Origin of the sequence: Pseudomonas sp. WAC2, assembly GCF_030403525.1 — a bacterium.
Classification (GTDB): domain Bacteria; phylum Pseudomonadota; class Gammaproteobacteria; order Pseudomonadales; family Pseudomonadaceae; genus Chryseomonas; species Chryseomonas luteola.
Map to the genome: position 1 here is coordinate 611,931 of NZ_JAUEPD010000001.1, position 19,575 is coordinate 631,505.

Below are 19,575 nucleotides of genomic sequence, written 5' to 3' on the forward strand. Positions count from 1 at the left end.
TCAGGAGTCTGCCATGCCTCAACTCATTGCGCGTCAGAACCCCAAGGCATTCAAGACCCTGCCGCTGCTGGTTGAAGGCAGCCCGGAAAAGCTGGTTTACCAGGCCTTGGGCCAACCCTTGAGTTTCAACGAGGTGCTGGAGCGCCGCCGTCCGATTGCCGTCGAAGATGAACAACGCTTTTCACTTGAGCTGGCAAACTTGGGCGTTTCGGTCAGGATCACGCTGAACTGGCAAGGGCATGACCATTGGCTGCTGGTCCGTCAGAAGCGGATCGATCGTGGCGATACCGTGCTGAAACTGATATCCGGTTACGTTCCTGCCCATGAGCTTAACCTTCCACTGCTTACGGCCGTTCAAGAGGTGGCTGAAGAATGCCTATTTGAAACCCCCGACGGCTGGCTACAGGGCCGTTTTACCGAAACCTGGTTGCCTACGCCTTACGAGGGAGCATTGAAGTACCGGGAAAACGGCCATTTCACCCTCACCCCTCGTACCGGGGCCGCACGTCCTGTCCAATGCGGCAGTCTGGCGCTGATCGAGCGGCCACGCGCTTACGTGCACACGCCTACCGCATCGCTGCAGTTAGTCTATGACATGCAGATGGAACTACCCAAGGATATCCGCACGCCTAGTCTTTTCCATGTGGATGACAAGGTAGAGGATGGACAACTCATCGCACGCCTGGACAGGCGCCGCCCGGATATTTATCTGCTGGCAGTGGATCAGGGTCGCCCTACCGGCGAGCTGTTTACCTTGCATGAGGGGCAACGCCAGCCTGTAAGCACCCGAGGCCTATGGCTCTCGGAAAGCTTTGCCGAACAGCGCGGCTGGCTCGTGCATGAAGAACGGGTACGCTGGCAGGATTGGCTGAGCCGCCTGGGCACAGTCAAGGAGAAGGCGTCCTGACGGACGCCGTTTGTATCAGGAGCTTCCGCGAATTCGCTCGACAATCGCGGTGGTTGAACTATTTTCGACGACGCCCAATACCTTTACTTCACCACCATAGGCTTGAACCAGGGGTGCTCCTACTACCTCATCGACGCTCTTGTAATCTCCGCCCTTTACCAGTACATCGGGCTTTACCTGCTTGAGCAGCTCCTCGGGTGTGCTTTCGCTGAAAGGAATGACCCAATCCACCGCGCCCAAGCCGGCCAACACCGCCATTCGACGATCGACAGTATTGATAGGCCGGCCCGGCCCCTTCAGGCGGGTTACGGATGCGTCATCGTTCACCGCTACAATCAGGCGATCGCCCAATGCACGTGCCTGCTCAAGATAAGCTACATGACCAGCATGGAGGATATCGAAGCAGCCGTTGGTGAAAACGATCTTCTCGCCGTGGGCACGTGCATCCTCAATAGCAACCTGCAACTGCTCCAGAGCCAATACCCCTCGCTCCGAGCCTTCCTCTCGCTGCACCGCACGGCGAAGCTCCGGAGCGCTGATTGCAGCAGTGCCCAGCTTGCCCACTACAATACCTGCAGCAAGGTTCGCCAGAGCGACCGCATTGTGCAGCTCCTCGCCCGCAGCCAGCGCGGCCGCCAGGGTCGAAATAACGGTATCGCCCGCGCCGGTTACGTCGAAGACCTCCCGTGCACGAGCAGGCAGGTGGAACGGCTGCTGGTCAGGCCGCAGCAGCGTCATCCCGTTTTCGCCACGGGTTACCAGCAGTGCACCCAGCTCCAGGTCAGCGATCAGTTTGCAGCCTTTGGCGACCAGGTCAGCTTCGTCGGTGCAAGGTCCTACAATCGCCTCGAATTCGCTCAGGTTGGGCGTAATCAGGCTGGCGCCCCGGTAGATCGAAAAATCCTTGCCCTTGGGATCTGCCAGTACCGGAATGTTACGAGCACGGGCCAGCTGGATCAGGTCCTGATGGTTTCTGAGCGCACCTTTGCCGTAGTCGGAAAGGACCAGCACCTTTACACCTGCCAGCATGGAGCGCGTATCTGCTGCCAACGCTTGGGTATCGGTCTTGAATGATTCTTCAAAATCGACACGCAGTAGTTGCTGGTGACGGCTCATGATCCGCAGCTTGACGATGGTCGGCTGTCCGGCGATACGCTGAAAACGCGCCTCGACCTTGGCGGCCTTCAGACTGTCAGCCAAGGCGTCGGCGGCCTCGTCCTGGCCTGTTACACCGACCAGATAAGCCGGTGCCCCCAAGGCAGCAATATTGAGCGCCACGTTGGCAGCACCACCGGGGCGATCTTCATTCTGATCAACCCGTACGACAGGCACAGGCGCCTCGGGCGAGATTCGCGACGTTGCACCATGCCAATAACGATCGAGCATGACATCGCCGACCACGAGCACGGGGGCTTGATCAAAACGGGGCATGGTCAGCTTCATGGAAAGACTCCAAACGTCAAAACGGCGGCGATAATACCACAGGGTTAAATCAGTCCCCGAGCGGCCTACGCCTCAGATCTTTTACGAAAAACAGCTCATGACGGCGAACGGCTTTGCGGAAGAATTCGTCCTCCCCCGTCACTGGCCATCGACGCCCTGTCAAAATAGACTGAAACAGTCGGCGCAAACGCTTCTTGAGTGGTGGCGGAACAAGCAGATCATGCTGCATGCCCAGCGCCATGGCCTTATCGAGCTGAGTCTGCGCACTCAACACTGGACTCCAGACAGGTAGCATTGGCAAAGGCTCGATGGCCGGCGGCAATGCGATACCGTTACCCGACGGTCCCATCGGCCAGCGGTCGTTGTCGTGCAGGTGGTTCGCATAAAGCAACGCCGTATCTGGCTTCCAGCTACTGAACTGGATGGCCTCCTCTACCGCCTGGGCTGCCTGAACATGGTCCGCATGAGGGTCCAGCTGGGGATGGGGAAACACCATCACTTCCGGCTGAAAATGTTCGATGAGCGCAACCAGGTCGGCAACCAGATTATTCCAGGAAGGTTGTCCGTCCGTGTCACCCGGAAGACGCAACGGATTAAAGCGCCGTACCGGACGAATATCTACATCACCGGAATCGCGTGAGCCAAACGCCTGTTCTGGCGCAGCATGCATGGCCGGTAGCTGAAGGCAAAAATAGCCCAGCTGAACGCAACGCGTCATGGGTACACCGCCCCATAGCGGTACAGCCAGGCTGTCCCATGTCCGCAAGCGTCCTTTAAGCCTGGCTGCTTCAGCAGTATTGAGGCCAAGTCGCTCATAGTACTCGGCCTCGATCTCTCCTTGCGTCAAGGTAACAATCGAAGCCTCGGCGCAACGACTGTAGAGGCCGAACGCGGCCAACTCCGCATCGTCCGCATGGGGCGCAATTACCATTACACGTTTGGAGGCATAATCTGGATTGGAAAACCCATGCAGTGTCACAGAACCAACGACCCGGCAAAAACGGCCCCGGACAGATACTCGCCCTTCACGCAAGGCCTCGGAAAAGCCTGACAGGTTAAGGTAGCGGCGACCTTGCACGCCCCGCTCGAAATCCTGACGATCCTCCTGGCTACCAGCGCGAATCACAACATAAGGGTCGAACAAGCGGCCTAAAAAGCCTGCCTTGATTTCGCATTCCAATAACAGGGATTGCAACTCAACTGAAAGCTCATGTCCCTTCAGGGTCAATGCGCTGCCTGTGATCTCGATCGGCAAACGTACACTGCTCTCAGGAAAGTCATACCGGTAATCATCATGTGGCGCATAGAACAGATGATCCGCGAACCAGGCCTCATGAACAATCCAGACAGCCACTATCGCAAGGGGTACCAGCCACCAAGGCAGCAAATGCACAAACGCAGCACAGAGCAGAGCAAGCAGAAACAACGCAATGATACCTAGTGCGATCCGCTTATGGCGCCGGTGCCGCTTGAGTAACCTTTGTTTACGCGCACTCATCACTTCACCTCGTGGACCGGCACTCGGTTGCACCAGCGATCCTTGTACTCACGATCCGCACGGCCAAACGAAAAGCGCAAGTCCTTGCCTAGCGCACGCGCTTCCTCCCAGGCCGCCTGGGTATTGAGGAAGCTCAGTACACTGCCCGGACTGAAGTTCCGACTTTCCGGCGCCACACCACCATTGACGTATTCAACACTGATCCACCGAGGGGATTCGACCCTATAAAGCACCTGAATGGCAGCCGGGGCACCGTCCAGAAAGATAACGGAACCCATCATGAATTCGCGTAACAGAGAGAAGACGTCAGCCAGATGAGCTTTGGCAGGTACCTCAAAGGCCCAGCGGCGCTCGAACAGATCGGCATAGAACGCTGCCAGTTCTGCTGGTGTAAAGTCACTGACAGGCCGAACCTGCCCACCCGCCTCTTCCAGCAGACGCAATTCACGGCGCTGGTTGTAACGAAACTTCTTTGAAAGCTCCTCCGGCGCACGTGCAATTGCCAGACATTCTTTTTGCTGACGTGCAGTCGAGACATGCGCGGCACTTAGCGAAGATAAATACCGGACCTTCTGGCGCAGCGGAGCCTGAGCATTCTCCTGAGCTGGCAGAATGATTTCTGCGTTCCCCAGGTCTAAGTAATCACGTTTACCCTTGCGCTTGAGCACATCGCGAGACAATGCAACGTGCCCATCCCAGCACGCTACCGCCATCTGCAGCTCGCCGCTGGCTGGCCATCCCAGATAGCGGACCGGAAGCTCGACCAGATCAGACAAGCGTGCAACAATCTCTGGATGGGTGGCAACACTGCCTCCCCATGTTTGCCACGCCCGGGCATAGGCTGACGCATCAATCTCAACCCAGCCCCGCTCACGCCACGCCCTAAACAACCCCATCATGAAACGTGCGTGCCTTCTTCATCAAGTGTCGTTGCGCCTTTTTCGACCTGATTGTTATGCAGGCGGGCGTAATAGCCATTTTGTGCCAACAGCTCGGCATGCGTACCGCGCTCGACGATACGCCCCTGATCCATCACCAGAATCAGATCGGCCTTTTCAATGGTGCTAAGCCGGTGCGCAATCACCAAGGTGGTTCGGCCAGTCATAACCCTGTCCAGCGCCGCCTGGATGTGCCGCTCGGATTCGGTATCCAATGCGGAGGTGGCTTCATCTAGGATCAGCAGCGGTGCATTCTTCAAAAGCGCCCGTGCAATGGCCAGGCGCTGCCGCTGACCGCCCGAAAGCAGCACACCATTCTCACCGACCAGTGTTTCGTAGCCTTCAGGCAAACGCTGGATGAATTCGTCGGCATAGGCAGCCTTGGCAGCTTCGAGCACCTGCTCGAATGGCGCACCAGCCAGATCACCATAAGCAATATTATTGGTGACCGTGTCGTTGAACAGCGTGACCTGCTGTGTCACTAAAGCAATGTGCCGACGCAGATTGGGCAACCGATAACGCTGGATGTCCAGATCATCCAGTAGAATCTGGCCCTGCGTATGCTGATAGAAACGGGGAATCAGGTTGGCCAGTGTTGACTTTCCACTGCCCGAACGCCCTACCAGCGCTACCATTTGTCCAGGTTCCGCTACAAACGAGATATTGTCCAAAACCGGCTTTTCGGTACCGGGATAGGTGAAGTTCAGATTCCGAACTTCCAAACGCCCTTGCGCTCGAGCTCGTTCCTCAGTCCCTTCGTCCACTTCCGGGACTTCATCCAACTGCTCGAAAATGCTTTCAGCACCAGCGACGCCACGCTGGATCGTCGAGCTCACCTCGGATAACTGGCGAATGGGTTTGGGCAATAATCCCGCCATAGTGATATAGGCGACCAGATCACCGGCCGATGAATCACCACGGAGATAAAGCACTAGGAACATCAAGGCAGCCATGGCCGTGTAGATCAGCAGCTGCAGCATCGGTGTATAAACCGCACCTGTTCTGTTCATGGTCAGCTGCTTTTGAGTATTGCTTTCGCTGGCCTCGAAGAACCGCTTACGCTCGTACGCCTCACCACCAAAGCTGCGAACCACGCGGTAGCCCTGAATGGCCTCAGACGTTACATGGGTAACATCTCCCATGGCCGACTGGATTTTCTTGCTCTGCTTGCGAAACTTGCGACTGGCGGATGTCACCATCATGGCGATAATAGGCAGGATAGCCAGCATCACGAGGGTCAATTTCCAGTTCATCCATAGCAGGGATGCGAACAGGAACACTACCGTCATCCCCTCTCGGATCACCACCTTAATCGCATCAGTCGCTGCGCCAGTTACCATGGTGACGTTAAAGGTGATACGAGAGATCAGGTGTCCAGAGTTGTTCGCGTCGAAATACCGGTTGGGCAGTATCAACAGATGATTGAACAGTGCTACGCGGAGATCGTGAACCAACCCCAGCGAAACCTTTGCAATAAAATAGTTGCCCAGAAACGAGCCGATGCCCTGCCAGGCAGCAATCAAGATAATGAGAAGCGGAACAGCCTGCAGCAGATGCAGCTCGCCGATAACAGGCCAGCCAGGAAACATCGACGCGTTCGGGTTGTTCAGGCCATCGACGAAATACTTGAGAATTCCGGCCAGCATGGGCTGAGTCGAGGCAAAGATCAGAAAGCCTACGATACTGAGGGCAAATTGTCCGATGTAGGGACGCACATAGCCCAAGAGGCGCAGATAGATTTTGAGACTTGAATGCTCTGCACGCGGGGACGTAGGAGTCGTCTGCATGATTGAAATAACTGTCTTGAGTAAACGGCCGATATTATCACGTCCAACTCTGCATACCAGAAACGAACATGGTAGTACTCCAAATAGGAGCATCGGTACGTAATAAGATCGATAGTATTGGCATGAGATACCAATACCTTACATGACACAGCCTCTTGGACTTCTTGCGATTTCCTTACCTTCATTGCGGCTAGGCATCACTAGAAGATGAGTTAAGATGCACGTTCCAGATTTGACGGAAGCAACATGCAACAGCTTGAAAAAATAGACTACCTGAAACTCCGCGAGGCGGCGCACGTCATAGAAGCGGACCAGTACGGTGACAAGGTGTTGCAATTGACCGATGGCAGCTTCCTTAAGCTATTCAGGCGCAAGCGGTTACTGACTTCAGCTGCGTTTTATCCCTACGCACAACGGTTTGCAGACAATGCCAGCCAGTTGCAGCGACGTCATATTCAAACGCCTACCATTATCGAGGTATATCGCGTCGCCGCGATCGAGCGGGATATCGTTCACTATTCACCATTACCTGGACAAACGATCCGACAGCTATTCAATAATGATGAGCCAGAAAAGCTCAAAACCGAACTGGGTCGCTTTGTAGCCTTGTTACATGAGCAAGGTGTTTATTTCCGCTCGCTCCACCTAGGCAACATTGTTCAGACGCCAGCATATGAATTGGGCCTGATTGATATAGCAGACCTGCGCTGCCAGTCACGCCCATTGTCACAGCGTCTGCGACTACGCAATTTCAATCATCTGTTGCGCTATGAAAACGACAGAATTTGGTTAATGACTGATGATGGCCGAGCCTTTTTTAATGCCTATCTAACTCATTCATCTATCGCCTTTACACGCAAGACCCTCAGACATCAGTTAAACCTGCCCAGAGGGTTCTTTCAGTGACTTCTCATGTATCAGGAACCGTAGCGCCACCACCTCGTACTGAGAAACTTTCTCTCTGGATTGTCCGCTTCGTACTGCCCGTGGGCTGGCTAGCACTTTTGACAGGCATGTTCTGGATTGGCGACCGCTCGCTTTATCACAAGTTGTTCTATGTTTTTCTGGCTTTCCCGACATTGGTAGCCGTTTCGTTGGCTCCCTCTCAGTTGCGTCAACTATTCCAAAGTCCATTACTACGGGCGTATGTGCTTTTTGCACTCTATGTGTCGCTCAGTCTGGCTTGGTCTCCTGACAGCGGTGAGCTGTCGTTGATCAAGTACCCGCTCTATGTGCTCATGATGCTTCTCGCCACAGCCCTGATGGCAAGGCATTACCCAGACCTTATGATAAAAACCACGCTCCTGGGCGCCGTACTGTCTTCGCTTAGCGCCCTACTGACATTACTTTGGTACGTTAAAGAGGGCGCGCATGGCCGTCTTGAAGGTTATGGAGCGCTTTATAATCCGCTACTGACAACTCACATTTATGGCTTCTACGCAGCCTTCTGGCTGGCCACTTGGTGCTCCAAGATACGCATAAGCTCCTGGATCACGCTGCCCGCCCTTGCAGTGGTACTTTTGTTGATTCTTTGTACGGGCTCGCGGACTCCCTTGTTTGCGCTTGCGATGAGTATGCTCTGGCTCACTTTCGCACATCCCAACCGGCGAACGCTTTTTATCGTCGGCAGCGTCATTATAGGATTTGTTGGACTGATATTGATTGACCCAAGCCTAGTCACCCAGCGCGGAGCCTCTTTCCGGCCCGCCATATGGGCTGATGCCTGGCGGCAAATTCAGCAGGACTTCTGGCTCGGGCACGGCTTCGACGCAGCCATGCGTATTGACTTGCCAGAAGTAGGTCATATGTTGGCGGATCCACATAACCTGAGCCTCGGCGTCATGTATCAAACTGGCCTGACCGGCCTTGCGTTGTGGGTGGTGCTTTATCTAACTGCGCTGGTACAAGGCTGGCGTTTACGCCGTGAGCCTGCCGTACTCATCACCGGCACGCTTGTAGTATTTGGCTTGGCGGCAGGTATGACAGAGGGAAGCTCTTTTCTTTCTCGCCCCAAGGAGCACTGGTTTCTAGTATGGATCCCCCTGGCTTTACTTAACGTAGCCGTTATTTATCACCTCACTGCCCGAAAGCCTCAGACAGTGAATGAGGTCTAGTGAGTGGGAACCATCAGCCGCAAAAGGCCACGCACCGTCTTGCGTGTCCAGGCCTGAATGGGAATGTCTCGTAGCAGCGCCCTGGCCAATGGCTTGTTTCGGTTGGATGCCTTGAGAAACATGGAATTCAGGAATCGCGTTTTAACCTGCCCATAAGCAGGATGATCACTGAATCGCTCATAAGTTTTCAGTACATTCTCGACCATGAACGGCAAATTCTTGTATGTATTGCTTTCATGCTTTCGATAAAGCGCAAGCACCTCATCCAGAATATCAATGTAATATCCCGCCTGCGTAATTTTAAGCGTGATATAGAGATCTTCAAGACGGATGCTAGGGTCGAAACAGCCCACTTTCAATAATGCTTCCCGGCGAAACATGAGCGTAGCAGCCATTGGGCCTGGCTTGAGATCCAAAAAAAGGTCTTCGAAATTAAGCCTTCTGAACGGTAAATATCGATGCTTCTGCTGCTTTTCTGGATAGAGTTGCCCCTGCGCGTCAATCAGGTCGATATTAGCGGCACAGATTCCTACCTCGGGCTTATCTTTGATGTACGCAACCTGTCGCTCGATGCGCTGAGGCAGCATGATATCATCCGATCCAAAAGGAACAATCAAGCTACCAGAAGCCCGTTCAATCGCATCGTTTAGCGTACGGCTAAGTCCGATGTTCTGCTGCTGCCTGAAATCGAATCCGTACTCTTTTTGCAGACTCAAGATTCTTTGAACGCTATCGTCCGTAGAGCCGTCATCAATCACCAAGAGCTCAATATGAGGATAGCTCTGCTTGAGGACGCTAAGAATACTTGCCTCTATATATGGGGCATGGTTGTAGGATGCGATAATGACTGTCACTAACGGACAGTTTTCCTCTGATAGCCCTTCCTGACTGCTCATAGCTGATAGCTCCGTATTCAAAGCGCCTTGTTTCTTGAGCCTCCCTCAAAGCCAAGAAAGCGCATTGTTTATTTATTCACCCTACTCAGATGCTTTTTGATCTTCGATAGGTTTTTTTCGCCAACAGCCTTGCATAAGGCCGGCTCATCAAGCCACTTCCAAAGCATGTCCTGCGGTACTTCTATTCGAGAGCGCTCACATGCGTTTTCAAATGCCTTTTCCCACCAGGCAGGTCCGCAAGCACGGTCAAATTCATTGGGGTAAGGATAGCAGCCGTAAAGCAATTCACGTGCAAACTGCCGTTGCTCAGGCTTCAGATATGAGGTTCGGATTTTATAGAGCAATCGCTGCAAACCAGGCGGGCGCGGTAACTTATCCGAGACATTATCGATATCTGCTAGCGCAGCCTGGCCAAGCGGATCACTCCTGTGTTTGGCATACCAAGCGCAAACCTTAGCGCGAAAAAGCCGCTTGCGGCTCCAGTAGTGATGGATGATGTCGGTACACTCAGCCAGTCGGAGCTGCTTCTTACGCGCGGCCACTGCCAGCATGAACTCCTCTAGCGTGTATGCCTTAGGAGACTGGGCTCGGTAATGGTCCATTAGAAAAATCGAATGATCCAGCAAGTCAGCGTCGGAACGGCATAATCCTATAACGCCCGAGTTGGTCATAGGCATGTCATCATCGGCCAGCCCCTCCTGCTGCAGTGGACTTGCCAATGTCTGGTAAAGTAACCCTGACCGATCCTCGCCAAAGCAGGGACCGATGGCGTTACAGAGCAACGCTCCTGGCGCAACACGATCAAACAATGCCTGTGGAGATTGCCGAAAAAAGGTGTCTGTATCGATTAAGATGGCTTTCTCGCTTGTATCCAGCACTTGTCTCAGCAATACATGTTTGGCACGGAAGTGATAATCGATAGGACGCGCCCACTCAGCCAACTGCTCTGCTGAAATGATATGGACGGTAACAGGCAGCTCGTCATAGATGAATTCACGATCACTGTATACATGAATTGCCAGCTTCGACAGGTTCGTTTTATCAAGGCGAGACAATGCACTGACGATGCTGAAAAAGGCTTCCTGATGATAGGTTTCTGAGCCGAACGCTAGGTATACCAAGCGGTTGGGCTCGAAGAATGAGGACATAGAGGGCTCCAATTACTGTACCCGCAAATCTAGAAGCAGAACGCCGGTTCAGCGTTGAAACCAAGGTAGCCAGCGATCGCGCCAGTTAGCTGGCTGCCGTTCACGCAACGGAGCTTCCAAAGCTTTGACAATATGCCTGCCTAAGGCCTGAAAACTGTAATGGGTTTGTGTGAGAGCCTGACCCTCTTGAGCAATACGCTCGGCAAGTTCGGCGTTTTGTCTAAGCAAGGCAAGCTTTTGTCTGAGCTCATCAAGGGATGAATACAGCACAACATTCTGCATGTCGACGAAACCAAGCGCATTGTTTTCTACGCTCCCCTGATCGTAAGCGAACAGAACACAGCCACACGCCATGGCTTCGAAGTTCTTGATCATGTATTCACCCATACCTACATCAGCACTGACGAAGAACCGGATGCGATTCAGCATTTCTCGGTATTCATCGCCTGACTCGGTACGCGTAACGGTGAGCGGTTCAACCTTACCCAACTCTTCCAAAAGCTGTTTACGTCCACTATAGGCAACGCTCTTAAGACTTCCGACAAAACCGAGCTCAATGTCCCTGGGCACACCCATATTCCAGAGTCCTGCTGCGTCATAGCCTTTGGGAGCAAAGACAGCATCTACATTTTCCTGTTGCAAGCGTTGGGTCACGCCAGCACCCGAGCAAAGTACCCGGACCCAGGGCATCCGCCGGTAATACGCGCTGAACTTGCCGGTGTACTTACAGCGAATATAGTTCTGGTAGGCGTCATGCTCCAGTTCGACAAGGTTGGGCAAAGTCCGGATAAACCCGACCTGCTTGAGTTGTTTTTTGAAGCGCAGAAAAAGAACTACCCGCTCATAGCGCGCCAGATCGACATGCTCACGGAAGTAGCGCTTGAGGTTGGCTTGCTCCTCACTGTCCAACCACCGTAGATCACAGTCGCACTGCTCGGCTATAGCCTGGTATAGCGCATCCAGGATGACACGCTGCTCTTTCTGTACAAGCATCAATACTTTCATACGAGAACGCCGGTCAATGACTGTTGGCGATAAACAGAAAACACATCATGAGTGTATTGCAGCCAGTTCTATATCTTTTGAAAGCTGCCTGATCATAGGCAAACGCCAGAAAGCAGCCCTGCCCGCTTCGTCACTGAAACGATCCTCCAACCGCTCCCGCATATGCTGAACACATGCACTCTGCTGACTTGGGCTTAGACGGGACAAGTGCATCAACCCGTTACTCAGCGCTTCGGAATCCCGTAGCGGAAATAGCAAACCAACGCCATCAATGATTTCACGTGCACCGCCACAAGCGGTTGCAATAATGGGTACGCCTGCTGCCATGGCCTCCAGCAGCACCATTCCGAAGGGCTCATGATCAGAGCTCAAGGCAAACGCATCGAAGGCCTTGAAATAGCATCGCGCATCGGCCACTTGTCCTAAAAATACTACACGATCAGCGATGGCAAGCTCACGAGCCAGGTCCTTGAGCTCTTCCTCCAGTCGGCCTTTTCCTACGATGGCCAGCAGAGCGTGTGCTGGGAGCGAAGGAAGCGCCTGGGCAAAGCCTTTTAGGAGGGTAGCTTGATCCTTATCTGGATGCAGCCGTCCCACATTTCCTACAATCCAGGCATCCTGAGGCAACTTCAAAGCCTCTCGCGCCTGCTCACCATGTAGTAGCTGGCCCTGTATCGCAGCAACATCGATACGGTTGTATAGCGTTTCAATGTAATCAGCTGACCATTTGGTCAAACGCTGTCGGATCTCGTCACGAACGGCATCGGAAACTGCCAGAAGTCTTAGCCGTTTGCTCATGGCATTGGCAAAGAGCCTACGCCCCAAGCGATCGTAATCTCCAAAGGCGTGATGGACGCCGATGACGGGTAGTTTGGTAGCCAGGCAGGCAATCCAGATCGGCTTGAAGCGATGAGCAATGATGAACCGTATGCCTCTGGAGCGAACAATCTCTCGCAGTGCACGGATAGCACCAAGCTTCAATCCACGAATATCCTTGGAGCTGTACTCCATGAACAGCACCTCATCCGAGGCGCACTGGGTGGCAACCTCGGCATCGGCAGCGCCGGTCAGAAAGACTGTCGTGACCCGATAGCCTGTTCCTTTGAACAGGCTTGCGTATTGCCGGGCACAGTCCAGGAAAGGGCCATCATAGCCATGGCAGAATTGTAAAACCCTTGGTTCAGCTGATCGAGTCATAGGCATCCACACCGTCTTTGACTACGAGGATGTCTTCCATGATCAGGTATTGCAAATCCGATCCGTAGAACATATTGAGCGCATCCGTTGGAGAGCAGATCATCGGCTCACCACGACGATTCAATGAGGTGTTCAACGAAACGCCGTTGCCAGTCAGGTTTTCCAGCTCCTTCATCAGGTCATACCAGCGTGGATTATGTCGACGTTCCAGTACCTGAGCGCGGGAAGTACCGTCCTCATGGACCACCTCGCCTACACGGTTCTTCCACTCCTCATTGACTTCAAAGGTAAACGTCATGAAGGGTGACGGATGGTCGACCTTGAGCATTTGGGGTGCAACGGTGTCGAGCATCGAAGGGCAGAAAGGTCTCCACCGCTCGCGAAACTTGATCTGTTCATTGATACGATCGGCCACACCCGGGACGCTCGGGCAGCCGATGATGGAACGGCCGCCCAGCGCACGCGGGCCGAACTCCATGCGGCCCTGGAACCAGGCCACCGGATTGCCGTCCACCATGATTTTAGCGATACGCTGGGGGACGTCGTCGAGCTTGCGCCACTTGGGTGCATTAGGGTGACGGGCACAGGCGGCAATTACGTCCTCGTTACTATAGGACGGCCCGAGGTAGACGTGTTCCATTTTCTCGACCGGCACACCGCGCTGGTGCGATACGTAGGCTGCCGCACCGACTGCCGTTCCTGCATCACCAGACGCCGGCTGAACGAACAGCTCCTTGACCTCTGGACGCGCAATAATCTTCTGGTTGAGCTTGACGTTCAAGGCGCAGCCGCCAGCAAAGGCAATCTTGCCGGTTTCCTTGATGATATCGCCCAGGTAGTAATCCATCATCTCCAGCGCCAGCTTTTCGAAGAGTGCTTGCATGCTGGCTGCATAATGAATATAGGGATCATCGGCGATATCCCCTTCCCGCTTCGGGCCAAGCCACTCGATCAGCTTGGGCGAGAAGTAGTAGCCCTTGCCCTTTTCCTTATAGCGACGGAAGCCGATGACGTTAGCGTAATCGGTATTGATGATCAGCTCGCCGTTTTCGAATTTCGCCAGCCTGGAGAAATCATACTTGCTTGCGTCGCCGTAGGGTGCCATCCCCATGACCTTGAATTCGCCATCAAGCATTTCAAAGCCGAGGAATTCGGTAATCGCACCGTAGAGCCCACCCAGGGAGTCCGGATCATAGAACTCCTTGATTTTGTGGATCCTGCCGTTCTCGCCATAGCCAAAAAAGGTAGTCGCGTACTCACCCTTGCCGTCAATGCCTAGAATGGCGGTCTTTTCAGTAAAACCGGAGCAATGGTAGGCACTGGAGGCATGGGCCAGGTGATGCTCGACAGGCTCGATCTTGATTTTTTTCAAATCAAAGCCCAACTGCTGCAGGCACCACTGGATACGCTTGTGGTAGCGCTTGTAGCGGCGATTACCAAAGAGAATGGCATCCAGCGCGCGGTCAGGAGCATAGGCATAGCGCTTGGCATAATGCCAGCGAGCCTCGCCAAACAGGCTGATCGGCGCAAATGGAATAGCTACGACATCCACATCCTTTGGCTTGATACCGGCCTGCTCCAGGCAGAATTTGGCCGACTCATAGGGCATGCGGTTCTTGGCATGCTTGTCACGCACGAAGCGCTCTTCTTCAGCCGCCGCGATCAACTTGCCGTCGATATAAAGTGCAGCGGAAGGATCATGGCTCAGGGCGCCGGACAGGCCCAGAATCGTCAATGCCACAGGTTCAACCTCTAGAGTAATCATCCCCGCGCCCAGGCAGGGATGGAATGCGTTCATCAAGCAGCCGGTACAGGGCACTGTTCTTGGGCCAGTTTCGCAGAAAGCGCTCACGGTCTCGTGCAAAGGCTTTCTCGAATTGCTGTTGGCTAGTGTGCTGAGTCATGGCATCCAGGTCGATCAATGACCAGTGATCGCCATTCCAGAGCACATTATTCCCTTTTAAATCACCGTGACTGATTCGCTCGCGAACCAGTCCTTCAAACAGAACATCCAGCGCGGCCAAGTCTTGCTCAGGTGGGGCGCTATCCCGGTACGGCTCAAAGCGCGCCAGTATATCCTGCCCTGATGCATAATCGGTAATCAGGTAGGCACGCCGGCGCAAACCTAGCCAGCGCTTTTCCATTACGCCCAAGGGTTTAGGCGTGTCGATGCCCAGAAAGCGCAGGCGATTCCCCTGGATCCAGCTATGCCAGGCGCGGCTGGGCCGCCAAAAGCGCGTTAACCAGTGCCCAAAGCCCTTGATGTTGTAGCGCTTCAGAATATAGGTATTTCCAGCATGCTCCACACGCGCCACCGTGGCGGCGCCGCCATCCTTGTAGCGGTGTCCCTGGGCAATGAAACGGTCTGGATCGGCCAACAGCGGTTCCACCACCGCCTCGCTGTCCCGGCGCATGGCCTGGATGCCTTCACTGGATCGGCTCACTTTGAACAGGCTGCAATCTCGTCCGGTTTTTTCCAGAAAGTCTTTTAGGCGCCATGTGCGAATACGGACAGCTTCCTGCTGGATCGCTTCCGGTCTCAGGGCATGCTCGCCATTCACCAGCAGGTAATGCACCAGCAACTCTTCGATATAGGCGTCAAACCGGGCAGGCAGCTGTCCGAAAAAGACGCCTAGGTTTTGCATAACCTGCTTTTGAGAAAGGGGCTTTCCCTGGGACTCGGCATGGATGTCAGCCCCATCTATAACGTAGATGTTCCCATCCTGTTGAAGCAGGTTGTCCAGATGCAGGTCGTCCTGCCAGAGACCCTTGGCATGTAACTCACCAATGGCAGCCAGCGACATCCCCAAGACGTCCTGCTGACTATCAGAAAGAGGAGGTTCCTGATCGACCCTTCGCCACAAGGCATCCAGGCTCACTGCGTTCTCCAGAAACTCAAACAGCAACCAGCCGCCCTTGTCGGCCTCGAAGCCTTCAGCCACAACAGCCGGCGTTGTCAGCTGGTTGTCGATCAGTAAACGGCAACCCTCACGCTCACGCGTATAGTGTCGCTCCGAGCGAGCGCCTACAAACAGCTTGGCCAGCACCGAACGGCCCTGCCACCGAGCCTCACCTACATAGCGTTGTCCAGGTAACACACGCAGGAGTGATACCAGCGTCAGCGAGCCCTCGGGCAATTCAATCTGAACAGGCAGCGCTGGGGCTCGTCCAAACCGGGCTAGCTCATTCAGTTTCATGGTCGCGCTTCCTTGCTGCGACGACGCACGCTGAGCTTGCGTAACCAGGTATCGACTTCACGGCTATCAGGCGCCATCTGTAGATAAGCCGCCAGGAACAGCCGGACTTCCGCCTCGCTCCAGACCGGTGCGCGCCTTAATAGCGGCTCCAGATCCTTAACTCTGTCCTTACGCCCTAATAGCAACAGGCGTGTTTTTTCAAGGTCAATCAGGCGCGTTAGAAACCCGCTTTCCTGCTCCTGAAGGAAGATGTGCTTGGGATAAAAGCAGCCATGAATACGCCCCGCTGCATGCAGGGTTCTGGCAAGTACGCCTATAGCCGCCAAGAGCGTATGGCGTGTCCGCTCGGGTAGCTCGGGCCATTCGGCCAGCCAGCTATCCAGATCCCGCCATCCATCCAATGCTCGCGTCAGCAGAATGGCCTGGCGTTCGTTCCCTACCTTGCGCTCGCCAAAGAACGAAGCTTCCAGTGCCGGAATACCGAGCGTGCTGTAACGCTGAATGTTACGAAATTCCCGAGCAAAAGTGGGCTCTCCCAGGGGGTGAAGCAGGTCATGCGTCAGGTAATTGCTTTGACGTTTGAGGAAATAGGACGCCTCGTCGAGATCGAGCCGGTAGACGGTGCTCCAGCCGCCACGCCTGGCGTTAGGCTCGTCGACCGCCTCCAACTGAAGCGACCAGAGCGCTTCGAACGTTGAGAGCCCGTGCCGCTCTAGTATGGCCGCATCTTTGGCAGACAGGAAATCGCTCATTCGCGCCCCTTGAAATAATTCAATACATGTACGATTCGCTCCTTGTCGGAGTCTCTTAGCCGCTGCCGCCCCTTGTAACGCAAGTAGAATCGCAGCCGCTGCGTACGTGAAAGCTTGTATTTGGCGACCTTATCCAGGCAGGCCAAATCCTTGATGATGCGTCGCCTGAGCCAGGAACCAAACCAGAAGGCTCCTGCCGGACAATCGATGAGGTACAGCGTACCGGCTTGATCAACCAGCAGATTGCGCCACTTCAAATCATTATGAGCGAAGTGATGGTCATGCATGGTGCGGGTAGCACGTGCCAACTGCAGGCTCAACTGATCGACCCAGGCCGGATCACTCAAGCGCGGATCATCGTGGTGAGCCATGACAGCCAGGTCATCGGTCTGGGGAATTTCACGGGTTATCATGGCGCCGCGGGTAAACTGCCCGCCCGAGCGCTCAAGTCCCCAGGCCACAACAGGCGCTGTCGGAATGCCCCACTTGTCAAAGCGTTTGAGATTTTGCCATTCAGACTTGACGCGTGGACGTCCCATATACCGGCGCAGGCCCTTTCCTGCTCCGGTGTAGCGCTTGACGTAATAGCGAATCCCCTCATAAGTGACACGTATCACTTCAGACAGAGGGTCATTGGTCAAATGCTCGCCTTGCAAGGTGAATACCCGCTCAAGGCTGGCAAACTCCGCTATATGCTCCACAGAGGGATCAACACGCCACTGGGCCATCAGAGCCTGTCTCCGTAACGCTGCTTGCGCTCGTAGAGCCGTTCGGCCTTACGCTGCAATCGCTGCAGGAGCGCGGCCTCTTCACGCAGAATCTGCCGCAATGGTCGCTGAAAGTACGTGCGGAGAAACCTCAGGAAATCCCGCTGAGTCAACCCGATACCCAGTGCAGAAAAATACAGACCAGCCAGGTCCTTGTCGCGCCAGCGTTTGGGCACCTGGTCTCGCGTATGAGCGCGATGCAGGTCGATGAGTGACAGCCTCAATGTACCTGGTTCAACGGGCCGATCAGTATGCAGTAGAAAGTGACAGATGTAGCAGTCTCGATGATTGACCCCTGCACGATGCATCGTGCCTGTCATCCTGGCCACCTCATCGATCAGAGCCCATTTGGTACGCACCATGGGAGGCTGAGCGGGCCAAGCCAGCGTGTAGTCTTCCAGGCTGATGGTAGGTGCCAACTCCTCCGTGATAATGAAAGAATGCTGCTCGGCCGGGTTGCTGCCTCGCTCACCAAAAGCCACGGCGTTCATGGTAGGCACGCCAGCCTCATGCAGACGTTGCAAAGCCTGCCACTCCTGGCCTGCACCCAGTACCGGCTGTTTCAGCTGTAACAGGTTTTTGGCAATCTCGCCCCATCCGATCCCTCGATGGATTTTGACGAAATACCCCTTGCCATTGACTTCGGTACGCAGGGTACGTCGCCCTTCCAACTCCCGAAAAACTTCTCCCTGAAGCGCTTCTACCGCTTCAAAGGCATCGCGCCCCACCCACAGGGAGCGGAAAGGCTCTTCAAGCACAAGCTTCACAAGCGCGGCTCCAGAATGACATCAGCCGCCCGCTCGGGCATGCTGTACAGATCGGCAGTCTCGGCATAAGCGAGGGCATTACGGGACCATGCAGTGCGCTGCGAATCATCGCTGAGCATGTCGGCCAACAGAGTATTGAGCTGCTCCTGCTCAAATGGGCTAGGCACTACCCGGCCGCAGTCGGCGTCCGTGATGTAATGAGCATAGCCACAGACATCGGTCACCAGCACAGGCAAACCAGCCACCAAAGCCTCCAGCAGTACCGTTCCCGTGTTCTCGTTATAAGCTGGGTGAATCAACAGATCCGCCCCAAGAAGAAAACGCGGGATATCGCTCCGTCCCTTGAGAATATCCACTTGATCGGAAATGCCCAGCGCCTTGGTCTGCAACAGAAACGGCTTGGGATCGTCCTGCCCGATGACAATCAGGCGCACCCGTTTCTTGAGTGCCTTGGGGAGCGAAGCGACTGCTCGCAGAGAGCGATCCAGCCCCTTGGTCTTAAAGCCCGAACCGATCTGCACAACCAGCAGTGACGTATCGTCCAGACCGAACTCCTGGCGAAACGCCTTGCGTATTTCTTCGGCATTGGCCGGTGCGCGACGGTCTGCTGCGATACCAGGCGGAAGCAGATGAAAACGCTCGGCCGGCGTCCCGTAGTGCTTGACGAAGAACGGCTGCTGAACCTCCGAGATCATCAGAACCTGGGTCTTGGACTCGGGCTCAAACACGGCCCGCTCGTACTCGGCAAAATGACGATAGCGGCTCCACTTTCGGTACAGGGGGTTACGCAGTGTCTGCGCCTTTTCTTCAAAGCAGGGATCGGCCGCATAATACACGTCCAGGCCAGGCATCTTGTTAAAGCCAATGATGCGATCCACTGGATCATTGGCCAGATCACGCTGGAACCAGGCTGTAAACTTTTCATTGCGCTTGTGGTTGAACAGCGCCTTGGCCGATCCAACGCGCACGTCGAATCCGTCAGGTATAGGACCCTCCCAGATCAACGTATAGACACGAATGGAGTGACCACGACGCTGGCACTCCTGGGCAATACGCATGAAGTCACGCTGTAGCCCCCCGAAGGGAAAGTACTTGTAGAGAACAAAAGCCAGACGCATCAGCATATGCCCATAAAAAATAGCGGATCACCGTAGCAGGT

Annotated in this window: 17 protein-coding genes; 3 read left to right on the plus strand and 14 right to left on the minus strand. The window is 54.6% G+C overall.

Annotation, left to right across the window (positions count from 1 at the left end):
• The first annotated feature begins 13 nt into the window (after nt 1–13).
• Nucleotides 14–907 carry a metal ABC transporter ATPase gene (locus QWJ10_RS02835; RefSeq protein WP_289924206.1) on the plus strand — a complete coding sequence of 298 codons (894 nt, stop codon included), beginning with the start codon at nt 14–16 and terminating at the stop codon, nt 905–907.
• 15 nt (nt 908–922) lie between these two features.
• On the opposite strand, the gene hldE is transcribed toward QWJ10_RS02835, so the two are convergent.
• Genes hldE through msbA form a run of 4 tightly spaced genes read right to left on the minus strand, consistent with a single transcriptional unit; the run spans nt 923 to nt 6,573 of the window.
• Complete coding sequence (gene hldE / locus QWJ10_RS02840) at nt 923–2,350, minus strand: bifunctional D-glycero-beta-D-manno-heptose-7-phosphate kinase/D-glycero-beta-D-manno-heptose 1-phosphate adenylyltransferase HldE (RefSeq protein ID WP_010797069.1); 1,428 nt, start codon at nt 2,348–2,350, stop codon at nt 923–925.
• A gap of 49 nt (nt 2,351–2,399) precedes the next feature.
• A complete protein-coding gene (locus QWJ10_RS02845; RefSeq protein WP_197872170.1) occupies nt 2,400–3,848 on the minus strand; it encodes a PIG-L family deacetylase in 1,449 nt (482 codons plus the stop codon).
• The gene (locus QWJ10_RS02850) at nt 3,848–4,747 is read right to left on the minus strand and encodes a GNAT family N-acetyltransferase (RefSeq protein ID WP_289924207.1); all 900 of its coding nucleotides are present in this window, start codon (nt 4,745–4,747) and stop codon (nt 3,848–3,850) included. Before QWJ10_RS02850 ends, QWJ10_RS02845 begins: the two co-directional genes overlap by 1 nt.
• Entirely contained in the window at nt 4,744–6,573 is a 1,830-nt protein-coding gene (gene msbA / locus QWJ10_RS02855; RefSeq protein ID WP_197872168.1) for a lipid A export permease/ATP-binding protein MsbA, read from the minus strand. Before msbA ends, QWJ10_RS02850 begins: the two co-directional genes overlap by 4 nt.
• Nucleotides 6,574–6,819: 246 nt before the next feature.
• Here msbA and QWJ10_RS02860 point away from each other — a divergent pair, with 246 nt between their 5' ends.
• Both QWJ10_RS02860 and QWJ10_RS02865 read left to right on the plus strand, forming a co-directional pair.
• Entirely contained in the window at nt 6,820–7,479 is a 660-nt protein-coding gene (locus tag QWJ10_RS02860) for a lipopolysaccharide kinase InaA family protein (RefSeq protein WP_286788324.1), read from the plus strand.
• Nucleotides 7,476–8,687: an O-antigen ligase family protein gene (locus QWJ10_RS02865; protein ID WP_289924208.1), complete on the plus strand. Its 1,212-nt coding sequence runs from the start codon at nt 7,476–7,478 to the stop codon at nt 8,685–8,687. Before QWJ10_RS02860 ends, QWJ10_RS02865 begins: the two co-directional genes overlap by 4 nt.
• Here QWJ10_RS02865 and QWJ10_RS02870 read toward each other — a convergent pair.
• From QWJ10_RS02870 to QWJ10_RS02915, 10 genes are all read right to left on the minus strand, one after another.
• The gene (locus QWJ10_RS02870; protein WP_289924209.1) at nt 8,684–9,583 is read right to left on the minus strand and encodes a glycosyltransferase family A protein; all 900 of its coding nucleotides are present in this window, start codon (nt 9,581–9,583) and stop codon (nt 8,684–8,686) included. The two genes, QWJ10_RS02865 and QWJ10_RS02870, sit on opposite strands and share 4 nt — an antisense overlap.
• 68 nt (nt 9,584–9,651) lie before the next feature.
• Nucleotides 9,652–10,731: a hypothetical protein gene (locus tag QWJ10_RS02875; RefSeq protein WP_150348030.1), complete on the minus strand. Its 1,080-nt coding sequence runs from the start codon at nt 10,729–10,731 to the stop codon at nt 9,652–9,654.
• A 48-nt stretch (nt 10,732–10,779) separates the two neighbouring features.
• Entirely contained in the window at nt 10,780–11,736 is a 957-nt protein-coding gene (locus QWJ10_RS02880; protein ID WP_289924210.1) for a glycosyltransferase, read from the minus strand.
• A gap of 45 nt (nt 11,737–11,781) precedes the next feature.
• A complete protein-coding gene (locus QWJ10_RS02885) occupies nt 11,782–12,933 on the minus strand; it encodes a glycosyltransferase (RefSeq protein WP_019364014.1) in 1,152 nt (383 codons plus the stop codon).
• The gene (locus QWJ10_RS02890; RefSeq protein ID WP_026003704.1) at nt 12,917–14,674 is read right to left on the minus strand and encodes a carbamoyltransferase; all 1,758 of its coding nucleotides are present in this window, start codon (nt 14,672–14,674) and stop codon (nt 12,917–12,919) included. Before QWJ10_RS02890 ends, QWJ10_RS02885 begins: the two co-directional genes overlap by 17 nt.
• Before the next feature lie 4 nt (nt 14,675–14,678).
• On the minus strand, nt 14,679–16,130 hold the full coding sequence (locus QWJ10_RS02895; RefSeq protein WP_289924211.1) for a lipopolysaccharide kinase InaA family protein: 1,452 nt from the start codon (nt 16,128–16,130) through the stop codon (nt 14,679–14,681).
• Nucleotides 16,127–16,882: a lipopolysaccharide kinase InaA family protein gene (locus tag QWJ10_RS02900; protein ID WP_197872161.1), complete on the minus strand. Its 756-nt coding sequence runs from the start codon at nt 16,880–16,882 to the stop codon at nt 16,127–16,129. The genes QWJ10_RS02895 and QWJ10_RS02900 overlap by 4 nt, the downstream gene beginning before the upstream one ends.
• Nucleotides 16,879–17,610, minus strand: coding sequence for a lipopolysaccharide kinase InaA family protein (locus QWJ10_RS02905; RefSeq protein WP_125887248.1), 732 nt, complete (start codon nt 17,608–17,610; stop codon nt 16,879–16,881). Before QWJ10_RS02905 ends, QWJ10_RS02900 begins: the two co-directional genes overlap by 4 nt.
• Nucleotides 17,610–18,416, minus strand: a complete 807-nt coding sequence (gene rfaP, locus QWJ10_RS02910) for a lipopolysaccharide core heptose(I) kinase RfaP (RefSeq protein WP_197872160.1) — start codon at nt 18,414–18,416, stop codon at nt 17,610–17,612. Before rfaP ends, QWJ10_RS02905 begins: the two co-directional genes overlap by 1 nt.
• The gene (locus QWJ10_RS02915) at nt 18,413–19,534 is read right to left on the minus strand and encodes a glycosyltransferase family 4 protein (protein ID WP_289924212.1); all 1,122 of its coding nucleotides are present in this window, start codon (nt 19,532–19,534) and stop codon (nt 18,413–18,415) included. The genes rfaP and QWJ10_RS02915 overlap by 4 nt, the downstream gene beginning before the upstream one ends.
• Nucleotides 19,535–19,575: the final 41 nt, after the last annotated feature.